Source organism: Paenibacillus turicensis, from assembly GCF_017873435.1.
GTDB classification, from domain to species: domain Bacteria; phylum Bacillota; class Bacilli; order Paenibacillales; family Paenibacillaceae; genus Fontibacillus; species Fontibacillus turicensis.
Genome location: NZ_JAGGKG010000015.1, coordinates 1 through 16545, shown reverse-complemented (window position 1 = coordinate 16545; position 16545 = coordinate 1). Strand labels below are relative to the sequence as shown.

General features: G+C 39.4%; 16 protein-coding genes. 15 read left to right on the top strand and 1 reads right to left on the bottom strand.

Features of this window, described 5'->3' with window-relative positions; all coding sequences use genetic code 11:
* Positions 1-18 precede the first annotated feature (18 nt).
* Both J2Z32_RS14900 and J2Z32_RS14895 read left to right on the top strand, forming a co-directional pair.
* Complete coding sequence (locus tag J2Z32_RS14900) at positions 19-1194, top strand: class I SAM-dependent methyltransferase (protein ID WP_210089981.1); 1176 nt, start codon at positions 19-21, stop codon at positions 1192-1194.
* Between the two features lie 36 nt (positions 1195-1230).
* Entirely contained in the window at positions 1231-3459 is a 2229-nt protein-coding gene (locus J2Z32_RS14895; protein ID WP_210089980.1) for an O-antigen ligase family protein, read from the top strand.
* Here J2Z32_RS14895 and J2Z32_RS14890 read toward each other — a convergent pair.
* Positions 3400-3711 (bottom strand): dehydrogenase, encoded by a 312-nt coding sequence (locus tag J2Z32_RS14890; RefSeq protein ID WP_210090072.1) that lies wholly within the window; start codon positions 3709-3711, stop codon positions 3400-3402. The two genes, J2Z32_RS14895 and J2Z32_RS14890, sit on opposite strands and share 60 nt — an antisense overlap.
* A 144-nt stretch (positions 3712-3855) precedes the next feature.
* On the opposite strand from J2Z32_RS14890, the gene uptA reads away from it, so the two are divergent.
* The 13 genes from uptA to J2Z32_RS22660 all read left to right on the top strand — a co-directional run bounded on the left by uptA (position 3856) and on the right by J2Z32_RS22660 (position 16171).
* A complete protein-coding gene (gene uptA, locus J2Z32_RS14885) occupies positions 3856-4467 on the top strand; it encodes an undecaprenyl phosphate transporter UptA (protein ID WP_210089979.1) in 612 nt (203 codons plus the stop codon).
* A 1-nt stretch (position 4468) separates the two neighbouring features.
* Entirely contained in the window at positions 4469-5035 is a 567-nt protein-coding gene (locus J2Z32_RS14880; protein ID WP_210089978.1) for a thioredoxin family protein, read from the top strand.
* 4 nt (positions 5036-5039) lie between these two features.
* The gene (locus tag J2Z32_RS14875) at positions 5040-5666 is read left to right on the top strand and encodes an MBL fold metallo-hydrolase (RefSeq protein ID WP_210089977.1); all 627 of its coding nucleotides are present in this window, start codon (positions 5040-5042) and stop codon (positions 5664-5666) included.
* Between the two features lie 204 nt (positions 5667-5870).
* On the top strand, positions 5871-6134 hold the full coding sequence (locus J2Z32_RS14870) for a hypothetical protein (RefSeq protein ID WP_210089976.1): 264 nt from the start codon (positions 5871-5873) through the stop codon (positions 6132-6134).
* 264 nt (positions 6135-6398) lie between these two features.
* Positions 6399-6782 carry an ATPase gene (locus J2Z32_RS14865; protein ID WP_210089975.1) on the top strand — a complete coding sequence of 128 codons (384 nt, stop codon included), beginning with the start codon at positions 6399-6401 and terminating at the stop codon, positions 6780-6782.
* A 198-nt stretch (positions 6783-6980) separates the two neighbouring features.
* The gene (gene gatC / locus J2Z32_RS14860) at positions 6981-7268 is read left to right on the top strand and encodes an Asp-tRNA(Asn)/Glu-tRNA(Gln) amidotransferase subunit GatC (protein ID WP_210089974.1); all 288 of its coding nucleotides are present in this window, start codon (positions 6981-6983) and stop codon (positions 7266-7268) included.
* Positions 7269-7299: 31 nt separating this feature from the next.
* Complete coding sequence (gene gatA / locus J2Z32_RS14855) at positions 7300-8754, top strand: Asp-tRNA(Asn)/Glu-tRNA(Gln) amidotransferase subunit GatA (protein ID WP_210089973.1); 1455 nt, start codon at positions 7300-7302, stop codon at positions 8752-8754.
* 41 nt (positions 8755-8795) lie between these two features.
* On the top strand, positions 8796-10235 hold the full coding sequence (gene gatB, locus J2Z32_RS14850) for an Asp-tRNA(Asn)/Glu-tRNA(Gln) amidotransferase subunit GatB (protein ID WP_210089972.1): 1440 nt from the start codon (positions 8796-8798) through the stop codon (positions 10233-10235).
* Positions 10236-10237: 2 nt separating this feature from the next.
* On the top strand, positions 10238-10708 hold the full coding sequence (locus tag J2Z32_RS14845; RefSeq protein ID WP_210089971.1) for a GNAT family N-acetyltransferase: 471 nt from the start codon (positions 10238-10240) through the stop codon (positions 10706-10708).
* A gap of 142 nt (positions 10709-10850) precedes the next feature.
* Positions 10851-12617, top strand: a complete 1767-nt coding sequence (locus J2Z32_RS14840; RefSeq protein WP_245251499.1) for a DUF4097 family beta strand repeat-containing protein — start codon at positions 10851-10853, stop codon at positions 12615-12617.
* A gap of 92 nt (positions 12618-12709) precedes the next feature.
* On the top strand, positions 12710-13144 hold the full coding sequence (gene perR / locus J2Z32_RS14835) for a peroxide-responsive transcriptional repressor PerR (RefSeq protein WP_280921150.1): 435 nt from the start codon (positions 12710-12712) through the stop codon (positions 13142-13144).
* A 212-nt stretch (positions 13145-13356) separates the two neighbouring features.
* Positions 13357-15075 carry a glycosyl hydrolase family 18 protein gene (locus J2Z32_RS14830; protein ID WP_245251498.1) on the top strand — a complete coding sequence of 573 codons (1719 nt, stop codon included), beginning with the start codon at positions 13357-13359 and terminating at the stop codon, positions 15073-15075.
* Between the two features lie 211 nt (positions 15076-15286).
* Positions 15287-16171, top strand: a complete 885-nt coding sequence (locus J2Z32_RS22660; RefSeq protein WP_210089968.1) for a nucleotidyltransferase-like protein — start codon at positions 15287-15289, stop codon at positions 16169-16171.
* The last annotated feature ends 374 nt before the right edge of the window (positions 16172-16545 follow it).

Genomic DNA, 16545 nt, shown 5'->3' with positions numbered 1-16545 from the left:
AAGAGAGTTGCATTCGAAATGGAGTCACTAAGAGCATTAATGGAGCAAATTATTCAAGATGAAGTCCTGATCACAGGTACATTAAGTCAGCTTCGCAAATCAGAAGGTCAGACGTATACCAAGGTCCTAATTAAGCCTGTTGAGATTAAAAAAACATTACATTATCAGTTTGCTTATCACTCAAGTAATAAAGTTCACCATGAAAATGTAGCTGTGGCTGAAGCGGTAGATGTATTGATGGAATTATTTACGAATACATTCCGTCAAGCATTGCTATGCACCGAGGAGGCAGATTATCAGGTACTCATTAGCAAAAAGTACAAAGTATCTATTCTAACAAAGTCACCAACTAAGAAAAGAGTTAGCTATGCACATAATCGTCAAAAGCAATACATTTTGGAGGAAGGCAAGCCAGTTCCTTTTTTAGTAGAGCTAGGTATTATGAATGGGGAAGGCAAAGTTTTAGCTAAAAAATATGATAAGTTTAAGCAGATTAATCGCTTCCTCGAAATGATTCAGGATGTGCTTCCTCATTTACCGTCTGATCGTCCCATCACGATTTTAGACTTTGGTTGTGGAAAGTCTTATTTGACCTTTGCACTTTATCATTATTTAAAGGTGGAGCAGCGTCGTAATTTGAGAATCGTTGGTCTTGATTTAAAAGCCGATGTCATTGAGCATTGTAACCAGCTTGCCACTCGCTTGAACTATGATACATTACGCTTTTTAGTTGGGGATATCGCTAATTATAATGAGCTAGAGCAAGTGGATATGGTCGTAACGCTCCATGCGTGTGATACCGCTACAGATGCCGCCCTAGAGAAGGCAATCCGCTGGGATGCCTCTGTTATTTTGTCTGTGCCCTGCTGTCAGCATGAGCTTTTTTCACAAGTGAATAATGACATTTTAGCCCCGATGCTTGAGCAAGGTATTTTGAAGGAACGTTTTTCTGCTTTGGCAACAGACAGCATACGGGCTCAATTGCTTGATATTATGGGATATCGTACCCAACTGTTAGAGTTCATTGATATGGAGCATACCCCTAAAAACATTATGATTCGTGCCATTAAAACAAAACGCCAAGCAAGTGAGCAACAGCAGTTGTGGCAACGATATGCTACGTTTCGTGACTTCCTTCATGTGTCTCCTTATTTAGAGAAGGCATGTACTGATTTATTGCCTAAAAACGAATAGGTTTGGATTACAATAGCACTGCCAACACTAGTTTATATGCTAGTAGTGGTAGTGCTTTTTTATTATGAACATGAAGGGAGTCGAATGCTTGATATGGCGCTAAATTGGAAAAGTATTTTATATGTATTAGTACCTATGACAATGCTTGTAGCCTATATGGAGCAGGGATGGTTTTATATTGATCGACCTATACCCCTTTTTATGATGTGTATTTGGATGTTTTTGGCTCTATTTTGGTGCTTGCGACAAAACTTAGAGGGCTCTGAGGTTGAATTTAAACTAAATCATCTCCATAAAAAAGAACCTGTTTCAAATGTATACCCTGTTGAATCCATTCTCTGGTTCATCCCCTTAATTGTTACAAGTATAGGCTGTCTGCAATTATTTTTTTCTCCTATCCATATGAATGCACATATTGAATTGATTGTGCAGTTTGCCTTTTACACTGCTTTTTGCTTTGTTATTGTTAACCTTTTACGTGATTCTAGTGGTCTGAGAGTTGTTTATTTGAGTTGGCTGATCTTGGGGGCAGTTGCAATTATAAGTGCTTTAGTTGTCGTTTATGGCTTATGGAGTATTCCTCATGCTCTTTGGCAAAATGCAAATGATCCAAGAATGGCAACTCGATTAGGTGGGGTGTTACAATACCCAAACACATTTGGTGCATTGATGGTAGCGATAATTTTAGAAAAGTTAATGTTATTAAGTATTAATGATGATCGCCGACCTATTCAGCTTATATTATGCTTATGGGGATGTGTTTGTTTATTTCTGACAGGCTCAAGAGGAGCTTTTTCCGTTTTTCTAATAGGCTGGGGCATTGGTTTTTTACTGTTAAAAGGTGAAGCATTATTACGTTACGGTTTATATACGTTTAGCTTAGGAATAGGCGCAATACTTGTTGCAAAACCGTTGATTCAAGTTAATTTATTGCCAGTCACACAAGCGGGTATCGCTAACCTAATGATCACTACCTTGTGTGTATTACTGTGGTGTTATGGGGGAGAAGTGGGGATTGGAAAACTTATATACTATCGATCTAAAGTTCAGAAAGTTAAGAAAGTTCAGCGATTTGAGATACTTGGCAAGGTTTTAATTTTATTAGCAGGTGTAATCGCTATCCTTACCGTCGTGTTGGATCGTTATCCATCCTTAATGAATAAGGATACAGGACTCGCAAGAATCTTGATGTATAAGGATGCCTTGCAGTTATGGAAAAAGAGTCCTTGGTTTGGATATGGGGGCGGAGCTTGGCGAAGCATGGTTTATCATGTGCAAAGCTCGGCTTACGTGGGCAAAGAGGTGCATAGTGGGGATGTGGACTTGTTACTCAATATTGGTGTGATAGGTCTATTTGTTGTCCTGCTTGGACTTAGTCTTTTGATTTATAGTATGTGGAAGAGACGTTCTTACCTTCTGCCTGCGTGCTCTGCTATAATACTGCATTCTATCATTGATTTTGATCTACGTTACACCATAGTCTGGTTAGGACTATTCCTTCTTATCGGCTTACATTTGGTTGAACGTTCAACTACGAATAAAGAGAACATTGAGAACATGGATCTATGTGTTAAAAAGGGATGGAATAAAAGGTTGCTACCTAGCTTTCGAGGAATACCTGCTGGAATCGGTTCTCCTTTGAGTGGGAGCCTACTTAGCATAGTGTTGTTAGTTAGCCTAGGATTTGCGATCCCATTTTATATAAGCACTTCTTTAACCACACAATCCGTACAGTCAGCACTTCGTTTAGCCCCTTATCGTAGTGAGCTTACCATCGCCCTAGCAAAAAAGTTGCCTCTATCGCAAGCCGAGCAGCTATTGTTACGGGGGATTCATTATGATCGTCAAAATGGAGAGCTTTGGCTATTGCTTGGTCAAACTCAAGCCGCTAGACAGCAACCAAAAGCAACACAAGCGCTCATCCAATCTGCACGCTTAAATCCTTATAGTGCTCACGCCCAAGTCGAGGCTTTGGCTCAAATAGCCCTATTATCAGCATCCTTAGAGCATAGTGGAAAACAGCAGGCAGCCGCAGAGGTAGCAAAGGAAGGTTATCGTTTATACTTGGATTATCGTCGATTAGTGCAGCATTCACTACAGCAGCCTGCATTTAAAAATGATCGTAGATTTGGAATGGTACAGGAGGCTCAAATGTGGGGGAGACACTTAGCTACTCACCTAACATCGGCTCACATAACCTCGCATCTAGCCACCAAAGACTTGACGAAAGGAGAGTACGAGCTTACTTTCCTCCACGTTCCATAGCTGGGCAAGCTCACCTGCGACAGCTTCCTCCCACCAATCCGCTAACACTTTACGATTACTCTGATTTTCCGCGATCCAGATTAAATTTTGAATGACTTTTTTATAATATAAATCCTCTCCTTGCTGGACAAGCTCCTCAGGAATATACGTGTTCAGTCTCTTTATTGTCCGATACAATTCTTTGTTACAGCCTCTACGAATTTTTCGTGCCGAGGGGAGAGAACCCTTTTCGTGCTTATTATTATGTTTCATGGTCAATATACCCACCTCCTCTTTATGTAGAATATGCAGGTGGATATGACTCGGTAACCTTTGTCTCTAGCAAAACTAGATGCATGTCCCTGCCTATGGTAGAATAAACTGGTACAAAAAGATTTATAGGGAGAGGGCTAAAGCGTGGAATGGATTTCTAATATTATAGCTGTGTTGTTTGAATGGATTCAGCATTTGGGTTACTTTGGCATTATGATCGGATTAATGATCGAGGTCATTCCGAGTGAAATTGTTCTTGCATACGGCGGTTACCTCGTATCTTCAGGTCAAATTAACTTTGTTGGTGCAGTCTTTTTTGGTGTGGTCGGGGGTGTGTTAGCGCAGCTCTTTATTTACTGGATTGGACGATACGGGGGTCGACCTGTACTTGAGAAGTATGGGAAATATATTTTGATCTCGAAAAAGCATATCGATCATTCTGAGGAATGGTTTAATAAATACGGTCCAGGCGTTATCTTTACAGCTAGATTTATTCCAGTTGTAAGACATGCAATTTCAATACCCGCAGGGATTGCTAAAATGCCCTTGTGGAGATTTACTTGGTTGACAACACTTGCCGTCATTCCGTGGTCCATACTGTTTGTGTGGTTAGGAGTAAGCTTGGGTGATAAATGGAAGAATATAAAAGACGTTGCAGGGCCTTATGTTGGTCCGATTTTATTGTGTGCATTAGCATTATTAGTCGTGTATTTCCTTATTAAATGGTTTAGTTCAAAAAGGAAAGGAGAAAAATAAAATGGCAGTTTCGGTAGCAAATAAGTTAGGTAAAGGGATCTCCCCGAAAGCATTTATAGAAGGAATGACCAAAAATAAAGATGCTTTTATCGAGAATTACAACAGCTTTTCATGGGCAAATGAAGAAGATAAGCAATTTTTTGAAAGCTTAAATTACCGTGATGATCTTAAGGTTTTAATCCTTACTGCCGATTGGTGTGGAGATGCACTTCGTAGTATTCCCGTTGTTTTTCGGGCACTTGAGGTTGCTAACCTTGACACTGAGGTCTTTATTGTAGAACAACATCAGGACTTAATGGATGACTTCTTAACGTTAGGGGGACGTTCCGTTCCTGTCGTTATTATCGCAGATTCAGGTGGCCATGTTCTTGGTCGCTGGGGCCCACGTCCTGCTCATGTACAAGAGCTTATGATTCAATTTAAACAAGACAATCCTGATCGTGAAGCCGCGGATTATAATGATAAAATGATGGAATTACGCAAACAAATGGTAGCAAAATATGACGAAAAGGGTGGAGTTCATTCATCTGTAGTTACTGAACTACGTGAATTACTCTCGGGGTTTTAAGCTAATGTTAAAAATTGAAACATTTTGTTTAGGACCTTTACAGACAAACGCCTACTTACTTCAAGGTGACAAGGAAAATACAGCGATTATTATCGATCCAGGCAGTAATCCGAATGCTTTAATTAGAAGGATTGAAAATATGGACATCGAAGCGATTGTACTTACCCATGCACACTTTGATCATATTGCAGGTGTAGATCAAATTCGCAAATTAAAGAAGTGCCCTGTTTATTTACACCCTCTTGAAAGTGAATGGCTTACCACTCCGAAGCTTAATGGCTCATTGATGTGGCCTGATGTGACAGAACCTATTATAACAGATGCCCCAGAATATGATTTACAGGAAGGGCAGAACATTACGTTTGTTGGTGAGCAGTTTAAGGTGTACCATACTCCTGGGCACTCCCCTGGTAGCGTAAGCCTGCTTTGTGGCAATCATTTGTTTGGTGGCGATGTATTGTTCCGTTTAGGCGTTGGTCGTACAGACCTCCCGGGGGGACGTGAAACGGATCTTTATAACTCCATTCGTGGCAAGCTATTTAAGCTGCCGGACGAAGTTGTTGTATATCCAGGACATGGTCCAAAAACGACAATTGGTTACGAAAAGGCAAATAATCCGTACATTCGTTAAGCTTTTTGTCGAAATAAGCTAGACAAGTCAAGCGCGCTCTGTTAGGATTATAATTAATTTAATTTAATATTTAATTTGAATCAATTCATATTTTTCTAACTACGCGAAGCACGCAAGCTGTGGAATTAGTCCCGGTTTGCGTTCTTTTTTTTGCCTTTTTTAGGGTAAACGCACCCTAGGCTTATATTAAGGAGGAGGAATAAAATGAAAAAGCAGATTAAGTATTTGTGTGATTCTGGTTCAAAGCTGCAAGCGGCAAAGTCGAATGAAGCTAGAGAAGAGATTTATAAGTACACCAAGCAGTCATTAGAGGGAATTATAGTAAGAGAAGGAGGTACACAAGATGGATTTAAAAAGAGAAGAGGACAAGAAAAATACGAAAAAACGATGACTTGGGGGCATGTAAAAAAGAAAAATTGTGGAATTCACCAACCTTGGTATACAAGGTTAGAGCAGTACCGTGATTAAGTAACATAATTTGGTACATAAATCAGCATCATGTTAACAAAATATTCAAGCTTCTGTTTCAAGCTAGGTTGCTGCTGGCATTGTTTTTATGATTTCACTGTATGCCATTGCTACTTGGCAGACTTATTATGATGTAGTGGATCAAATTAATGCTAGTTTTTAATTACAATCTATTCAAAACGCCTTGACCAACGATTCCCCATTTAGTAGGATTATAAAATAACTTATTTTATTCAACTATATTAAATATCAGGGAGGTAGACGATGCTACCATTAGGAGAAAGAGTTGTTATCGTCGATGATGCTTTTGAGCAAAATCTTCCTGTTGGGGAATATGGGTATTTAATTGCTTATGATCGCAATCCTGATAATGCTTTTGATTATGTTATTCGGGCTCCGAAAACAGGACGCAACTATGTTGTTCCATCAAGTGATGTCGAATCAGAAGAGCTTTTGATAGAACAAGAAGTAGAGCGCCATACTCAAGCGGCATTAATAGATTACGCTCTAGCGACTCATAATGAACAGTTATTTCATTTCATCATGAATGGTGAAAAGGAAGAAGCTGAGCATGCTGATGAACCAACACAGGAAGTAATGTCACAGGCTGAATTTATTAAGCAGGTTAATTTACGCGCTTGGATTTAAGCCCTCTGCGTAAGTAAGATATAAAAGTGGTGCTTACCTTAACGGTTGTGTTATCCCAAGTGAGGGATAATTCAGCCGTTTTTTGAAATATAAGGCAGTATTAAAAAACATAAACCCATTTTTACTTCGGACAAATTCATGTTAGAATGAACGGTAATTAAAGGTGAGAAAACAGATGGAGCAAGGAGGAAAACGAAGATGAGTATCCAAGTCAAAGATGTCGAGTATGTAGCTAAGCTTGCACGGCTAAATTTAAGTGAGGAAGAGCGTGAGACTTTTACGGGACAACTTAATGCGATTTTGCAATATGCGGATAAATTAAATGAGCTAAATACGGACGATGTAGAACCAACAACGCATGTATTGCACCTATCTAACGTGATGCGTGAGGATGTTGTGAAGGAAAGCTTACCTCAAGAAAAAGTATTCCGTAATGCACCTGAGGAAGAAGACGGACAATTTAAAGTGCCAGCAGTACTTGAATAGTAATAACAATTAAAAAAGGGAGGGCATCTGTGTGACCTTGTCAGAACTATCATTACAGGACTTACATAATCAGTTTAAAAGCAAGCAGTTATCTGTAACTGAACTGATGGAGCATTATTTTGGGGCGATTGCTAAGTATGATGATCGTGTGGGGGCTTACCTCACCCTAAATGAAGAGGGAGCAAAAGCTCAGGCTGCTAAACTAGATGCAAAGCTTGCTTCTGGTGCGGACCAAGGCTTGTTATTTGGCTTGCCTGTAGGTATTAAGGATAACATGGTAACGGAGGGCTTGCGTACAACATGTGCGAGTCAATTTTTGTCCAATTATGATCCAATCTACGATGCAACGGTCGTTTCTAAATTGAAGCAGGCTGACACTGTAACTTTAGGTAAGTTAAATATGGACGAGTTCGCTATGGGGGGCTCTAATGAAAACTCAAGCTTCCATCCTGTACGTAATCCTTGGGATTTGACTCGAGTGCCTGGGGGTTCAAGTGGTGGTTCAGCAGCCGCAGTTGCTGCGGGCGAAGCTTATTTTACTTTAGGCTCCGATACAGGTGGATCGATACGTCAACCTGCTTCTTATTGTGGTGTAGTGGGGCTTAAGCCTACTTATGGGCTTGTATCTCGTTATGGCTTGGTTGCTTTTGCTTCCTCTCTAGATCAGATCGGACCAATCACAAGAAATGTAGAAGACGCAGCTTATGTGCTTCAAGCGATTGCAGGTTATGATGAAAAGGATTCAACTTCAGCTAAGGTTGACATTCCTGATTATAGAAGTGCATTGACTGGCGATATTAAAGGCCTCAAAATTGCTGTGCCTAAGGAATACCTTGATGGCGTAGATCCTACAGTGAAGCAAGCGGTGCTTGATGCGTTGTCTGTACTCGAAGGTTTAGGTGCTGTATGGGAAGAGGTTTCCTTACCACATACCGAATATGCGGTTGCGGCGTATTATTTGCTTGCTTCCTCTGAAGCTTCCTCTAACCTATCCCGTTTTGATGGTGTACGTTATGGCGTGCGTGTGGATAACAATGGTAGCTTGCTTGATTTGTATCATGATTCCCGTAGTAAAGGTTTTGGACCTGAAGTGAAACGCCGTATAATGTTAGGCACATATGCGTTAAGCTCAGGTTATTATGATGCGTATTATTTAAAGGCACAAAAGGTTCGTACCTTGATTAAACGTGATTTCGATCAGACATTTGAGAAATATGATGTCATTATTGGACCTACAGCACCTACGACAGCTTTTGCACTTGGCTCACAGGTGGATGATCCATTAACGATGTATTTAAATGATATTTTAACGATTCCAGTCAGTTTGGCAGGTGTACCTGCACTTAGCATTCCTTGTGGGTTGGCAGAAGGCTTACCGATTGGCTTGCAAATTATTGGTAAATCATTTGATGAAAGTACTGTACTCAAAGTTGCACATGCTTTTGAAGTGCATACCGACCATCATAAGCATCGTCCATCACTTTAAAATTAAAGTAGGGATTTATTAAGGAAAGCAGGAGGAACACTATGTCAACATCCAAATATGAAACAGTAATCGGCTTGGAAGTGCATGTGGAGCTGCATACAAATACAAAGATTTTTTGCGGCTGCTCTACTGAGTTTGGCGCTCCACCTAATAGTCATACCTGTCCAGTATGTTTAGGACACCCAGGCGTGTTGCCAGTGCTAAATAAGCAAGCGGTAGATTATGCCATGAAAGCGGCAATGGCTTTGAACTGTGAAATTGGTGACGTGAGTAAATTTGATCGAAAAAACTATTTTTACCCTGATTCACCAAAGGCGTATCAGATTTCTCAATTTGACCAACCGATTGGTTTAAACGGATATATAGATATCGAGGTAGATGGCAAAACAAAACGTATCGGAATTACTCGTCTACACTTAGAAGAGGATGCAGGTAAGTTAACTCATATTGATGGTGGGTTTGCTTCTCTTGTAGACTTCAATCGCGTAGGTACGCCACTTATCGAAATTGTATCCGAGCCAGAAATTTCTTCACCAGAAGAAGCAAAAGCTTATTTAGAAAAAATGCGGGCAATTATGCAATATTGTGATGTATCTGATGTGAAAATGGAAGAAGGCTCCATGCGTTGTGATGCTAACATTAGTTTACGTCCTGCTGGGCAAAAGGAATTCGGAATTCGTGCTGAGCTTAAAAATATGAACTCCTTCCGCGGTGTATTACGTGGATTAGAATATGAACAATATCGTCAAGCTGAAATTTTAGACGAGGGTGGGCAAGTAGTACAAGAAACACGTAGATGGGATGAAGCTCAAGGTAAAACATTTTCTATGCGTGGGAAAGAAGAAGCACACGATTATCGTTACTTCCCAGATCCAGATCTAGTAACCTTACACATTGACCAGGCTTGGAAGGATCGTATTCGTGCTTCGATTCCAGAGCTACCAGATGCGCGTAAGGCACGTTATACGGAGGAGTTTGGATTACCTAGCTATGACGCCTCCGTTATTACCTCGTCAAAGGAAATTGCTGATTTATTTGAAGATAGCTTAAAATACACCCAAGATGCTAAATCCGTGGCTAACTGGATTATGGGCGATTTATTAGGTCACCTTAATAGTACTGGGCAGCAATTAACAGAAGTGAAGCTGACAGGTCAAGGCTTAGGTGAAATGATTGGCTTAATTGAAAAGGGCACAATTAGCTCGAAAATTGCTAAAACTGTATTTAAAGAAATGCTAACAAGTGGGAAATTACCTGCTCAAGTTGTTGAAGAGCAAGGTCTTGTGCAGATTAGTGATGAAGGTGCAATTTTGGCAATCGTGAATGAGGTTATTGCAGATAATCCAGCTTCGGTAGAGGACTATAAAGCAGGGAAAGAAAAAGCGATTGGCTTCCTAGTTGGACAAGTCATGAAACGGAGTAAAGGCAAAGCAAATCCTGGACTTGCTAATAAGTTACTAGTTGAAGCATTAAAGAGCTAAATATGATTGTTCCGTTATCGTTACAAAATGCTGATGTCGTAGAGCAATTGTGGCATCTGCAGCATATCGCATACCGTCTAGAGGCGATTGCACTTGGGTTACAGGAGTATCCTCCGCTGGCGGATACCTTTGATTCAATTCGAAACAGCACGCAAAGCTACTATGGGTGGATGGATGATCAAGAAGAGCTAAGAGGGGCAATTGCCGTTTCTGATCATAGGGAAAATCAGCCACCTCGTACGATTAAAATTAATCGCCTTATGGTGCATAACGACTATTTGCGTCAAGGCATCGGGCGCTCGTTAGTTCAATATATTGTTAATGCTTATCCTGATCTGGATATCGAAGTGATAGCAGGCGCACAAAATATACCTGCAATTTCGTTATATCAGTCCTTTGGATTTGAGCAACGAGAATCGTATGTGGTGGAGTCTGGTGTTCGGTTGATCCGTTACCTATTAGAAAGAATCTAAATCAATACTAGACAGCTAATCTTAACTAGCCATGATATATAACCCAGTCCCTTTTAGGTACTGGGTTTGCTGTCTATACATTACAGGTTACAACACATAATGAGTTGAGTTATGATAATAAATATTAAATGGGGGGATGAGGATGTCAGGCTATCAACCACGTAGGCGCAAGCGTAAGCTTATTGCTTGCCTATTATCTGCTCTTTTCCCTGGTTTGGGTCATATGTATTTACGTATGTTTTTGAGAGGCGCCGCCATTATTTATTTTCTTATTTTAGATATATCGGCTTTAATTTACTTCTCATCGATTCGGGTTGGCATTAATGTACCCCTATTAATACTGTTAGGATTAGTTGTACCTATAGCTTATTTTTATAGCTTGTACGATGTGATGCAATCCACAGACCTTATTAATAGCTCGATCGGGCAGCAGCGTACCTACACATCCAGAGCAGGTAGAGTACTGTTTGGAAATAGCCTTCGCAAAGCAATGACAGCAGGATTTATGCTTGTTTTGGGCGGGGTAATTGTGTTTGTCTTTCGCGAAAAGCCGTATTGGTTACAAACTTATATTACAAATCAAGGCGGGATGACCGTTGCAATTGTACTGATCCTTGTTGCGTTGTTGCTCATTTTTACAGAAGTTACGCGTAAATTTTTACGTACAGGACGTCTTACTGCTGCATTATTATTTTTGGCTGTAGGTATCTTATTAATTATTGAGAGCTTAACGACATACGATAGCATGCTGCTGATGCTCACATGGTGGCCAGTGATTATAGCTAGCTTGGGTATAGAGCATATTATCGTCACGATATGGAATCGAAAGGTTAAACAAAAAGGAAAACGCAAAATTCGTGTAGATATAAAAGGGCTCGTTTTGGCGCTTGTTACCGCTGCGTCTGTGTTTGTTGTTACACAGCAGGATCATTACATGCACCTTTGGAATCGAGTCAGCTTAGATCTAGCAGCTGCAGCAACAGAATACAGTAATGAAGAAGGATTTAAGTATGATCTAGAGGCTACCACCATTCCCGTTGATCTAGACACAGATAAAATTATTGTAGATGCGATAAATGGGAATATTGAAGTTAAAAAAGCCCAAATTGAAGGTGTCATAGTAAAAGCGACGGTTTGGGTCGATGGAATAGATGCTGAAAAAGCAAAAGGTATCGCTGAAGCTACTAAGCTAGATATAACAGAAGGTACATCTTTGCGTTTAGTCGTTAAAGATCAGACTTACGGGGAATCGGGAAGACGGCACCCAAAAGTGAATATCAGTATTATTGTTCCTGAAAATAAATTCCTAGATCTAGACATCAGTACATCTAATGGGGCGATTGCTTTAACCGGAACGCAAGCGCTAAAAGAAGTAAAGCTACAAACAGGGAATGGGAACCTAAAATTGTGGGACGTTATTGGAAATGTCACTGCGAAGACATTAAATGGAACGGTAGAGCTTTATCGTATTTTTGGAGATGTTAAAGTAGATACTCAAGGTGGGAGCATGAAAGGAAGTAGAATTTCTGGGAATGCAGCTTTGTCAACTTTTGTAGGTAATATCTCCTTAGTTGGGGCTGAAGGTGACGTGGATGTCACTACACGTAATGGGAATATCACTTTAGATGGTGCACTTAATAAGCTGCATGCAGAATCCCTAAATGGTTCGCTTACCCTTTCTACGAAGGAAATAGGCGGGGACTGGAACGTATATAGTGCGGTTGGGGAGCTTCATTTGCGTATTCCTGAGCAAGGAAGCTACACACTAGAGGCTTCAAGCAGTTATGGAAATATTATCTCCGATTTACCTTTTGCGATTGAAAACAAGGTGCTTAAAGGTACAAGTGGTGATGGGGAATACAGTCTTAAAATAGAAGGAAACAGCGATGTATATGTGAACAAAAATTGAGAGTCTCATGCTCACATTGACAAAGGAAATGTCGTAACCGTACAATTAAACTAAATAGTTTAACAGTTAAACTAAAAAAGGCGGTGGACATGATGAGTACGCGAGTACAACATGCACTGGAACAACTGAAAAATAACGGTGTGCGTATTACGCCACAACGCCATGCTATTTTGTGCTATTTGCTGGAATCTATGGGGCATCCTACTGCGGACGAAATTTATCGTTCCCTAGAACCAAGATTTCCGAATATGAGTGTTGCGACTGTCTATAACAATTTAAAAATGTTTATTGAGGCTGGGTTGGTACGCGAATTGACATATGGAGATAACTCTAGTCGATTTGATGCTGATGTTAGCAACCATTATCATATTGTTTGTGAAAAATGCGGTAAAATTAAAGATTTCCATTACCCTTCACTTGAAGAGGTAGAGAAGAAGGCTGCTGAAGCAACTGGTTTTACTGTACATGGACATCGTTTAGAATTACATGGTGTTTGTGCGGAATGCACTGAAAGCAATGTAGAGTAAACTACGCTCAAACTGAGAATGCCCTTTACTTACCAAATGTATTGATGAAACTTTTATATCAACTATTTCGTATTGATAATTAAAATAACGTGAGGATTCCTGTAGGATTCTTCACGTTATTTTTGAATAGTCGTTTTTAATTTGAATCTTGCAATTGTTGAGTTTACTAGGCTTGAATAAAATTGATAGATTTATATGTTGGAGGTAGTAGATTGAAAACTAGACGTAGTAACACTAATATAGGCAGAAAAAAAGGTGGAAAGTTTAAAAGGTTTGTATTGCTTCTTATTCTTTGCGCAGGCGCATATTGGGCTTTTACACAATACGTACCCAATTGGAGGCATATAGATCCAGATTGGAAAGGTAAATATGATAAACCTATTTTTGTTCAAGATGAATTAATGAAAGGTACTGCAATTGGGGAGAAGGATAACTTAAAGTTACCACTACCTGTTCTACAAGAAGCTATAGATAACAATATTAAATATGAGCAAAAAAGTGGCTCAGTTATAATAACAACGCAACGTAAGCTCGTGTTGCTTAAACCAGAGGACAAGTTAGCTACAGTAAATAATAAACCGATGCAGCTTCGCTTTGCACCTGAAGTGGTTAAGGATATAGTCTATTTGCCCGCAGATTTGATTACAGAACTGTATGGAACTGAAATTAAGCAGGATGCTTCAGGTGCTGTATTGTTGTATCAGCCTGGTGAAGTGCTTCAAACCGGGAAAATTGAGGGTGATGGGAAAGACACGGTTCCAATGCGTAAAGGGGCTAGCATTCATGAACCTATTTTGTATGATATTCCTTCAGGAACTCAGCTTCGTGTATTAGAAAATGGTGCAGTGTGGGTGTATGTTCAGCTAGATAACGGGTATGCAGGTTATGTAAAGAGCAATAAAATCAGCCTTGGTGATGAAAATACGATCCCTGTTCCAGAGCAACAGCTATCTGCTGGAAAGGAAAAGTGGAAATCCCGAAAAGTGAATTTAACCTGGGAGGCTGTTTACCAAGCACCACCTAAAACATCTTCTATTGGAGCATTACCTGGCGTTAATGTCGTTAGTCCAACGTGGTTTTCTTTAGTAGACGGCGATGGAAACGTAAAAAGTAAAGCAGACCGTAATTACGTGACATGGGCGCATGGTCGAAATATGCAAGTGTGGGGGTTATTTAATAATAGTTTTGATCCCGATTTGACTACGGAGGCGTTAAGTACATTCGACAAGCGTATTACTACAATTTTGCAAATGCTACATTATGCTAAGTTATATGACCTTGATGGGATTAATATCGATTATGAAAATGTACACACCAAAGATAAAGAAAATCTTAATCAATTTATGAGAGAACTGTGGCCTTTAGCGCAGGAGCAAGGCTTAGTCGTTAGTATCGATGTTACCCCTAAGTCTAATAGTGAAATGTGGTCAGCATTTTTAGATCGACGTGAGCTAAGTAAAGTTGTAGATTATGTGATTGTGATGGCTTATGATGAGCACTGGGCTGCAAGTCCGAAAGCGGGCTCTGTTGCTTCATTGCCTTGGACAGAAGCTGCAATTAATAAAATTATAAAAGAGGATGAAATTCCAGCTGATAAATTAATTATGGGTGTTCCGCTCTATACTAGAGTATGGACAGAGACACAAAAAGAGGGAGAAACGAAAGTAAGCTCCAAAGCGATTGGAATGAGCAAAGCGCAAGAAATTGTAAAAACAAATAAGCTTAAGCCAAAATTTTTAGAAGATGTAGGACAAAATTATGTAGAATACCAAGAAGATGGAGCTACGAAAAAGATTTGGTTAGAGGATAAAAAGTCACTTGAGGCTCGGGTAAAGCTAATTAAATCATTGAATTTAGCTGGCGTAGCAACATGGACACGCAGTTTTGGGTCCAGCGAGGCTTGGGAAGTGCTTAAAACAATATCTGAATAATTTAATAAACAAATTAACTAAGATAACTTCATTTCACTATTGAGGGATAAAAGACTTCCCTCTTTGGAATGAAGTTTTTTATGTTTTCTCTAAATTTATTTTTTGTTAAAAGAGAGAAGGAAAGTTAGCCACTACGTAGAACTATACTATACTGCATTGGACACTGTATTTCGATAATTTTTAATTTATGTCATAAAGAGGAAGGTGTATTGTGGAGCCAGCATTTTTTTCTTTTGTCCGTGAAGACGAAGCGGATAGTCAAGTGATTGGTGCCATCGCGTATCGCCCTCAAGAAAGATTCAAACATAGTCCTTTACTACAAGATGGGCAGTTGCTTGTTATTGTTGTAAGTCGTGCACCATTCGAGGAAAGGGTGTCGGTGGAACATTATTATAATCACAGTACACAATATCAAATTTTATATGTTACACTTACCCAAATTAAGCACTGGATTATTACTGGGCAACAGCAAGAGCTAATGTACTATTTTTTAAAGGGCGAAATTATTTGGGATATTGAAGGTGAGTTATCATCTTTTTATACACAGGTGGCAACCCTAGAGGAAGAATGGCAGGATAGTCGGAAGCTTAAAGAGTTTTCAAGACTAGCTCATTTTTATGTACAAGCGAAGTTAGGGGAAGAACACCAAGTATTAATGGACACTTATTACAATTTGATTCATGCGTTAAAGCATTTTGCAGCAATTGAGCTAATTGAGATGAGTGGGGAACTACCAAGTGTACATGTATGGGATCAACTAAGTGGTATGAATTCAACAGCGAGTAAATTGTTTGAGGAGCTTCTTTATAGCACCGAAACGCTAGAACAACGGATACAGTTGGCTTTACTAGCGATTGAGTTTTCAGTAACCTCAAAAATGACAGAATGTAGTCGACCATTATTAAAGGTTCTAAGTCAAAAAAGAGCTGGCTGGACAATGGAGCAATTAACGGATTTAGAAGAACTTCAATATATAAAAGAAGATCTTCCAGTGTTAATCAATTTATTAATTCAGCGATGCATTATAGTTCAAGAACCTGTAAATTCAAAAGGTTTTGTTACCTCAGAGTATATAATGAAATTTAAGGTTAAATAATTTGGTAAGGTGCTGCGTGAGGGCAGTCATAATAAATTTAGTTAATTTCTAAAATAATTATAAAAATGCTTGACTGATCTTAGTTAAACGTGATAAATTATAACTCGTCCCTTTTAAAAAGCTAAGTTTTAATTTCAAACGAAAAAAATAAAATTAAAAAAAGTTCTTGACTTAAAAGAGATGAACATGGTATATTATAAGAGTCGCCGCTGAGATATGCGCCGATGAAAAAAAGAGTACTTTGATCTTTGAAAACTAAACAACGAGTGAGTGAATTTCACGAAAGTGGAATTCAAAAATAAGTAGATTAATTTCAACGAATTAATCTCGTCAGATTCAAAATGAGCTTATCGCTCTTTTCAATAACTTTATTG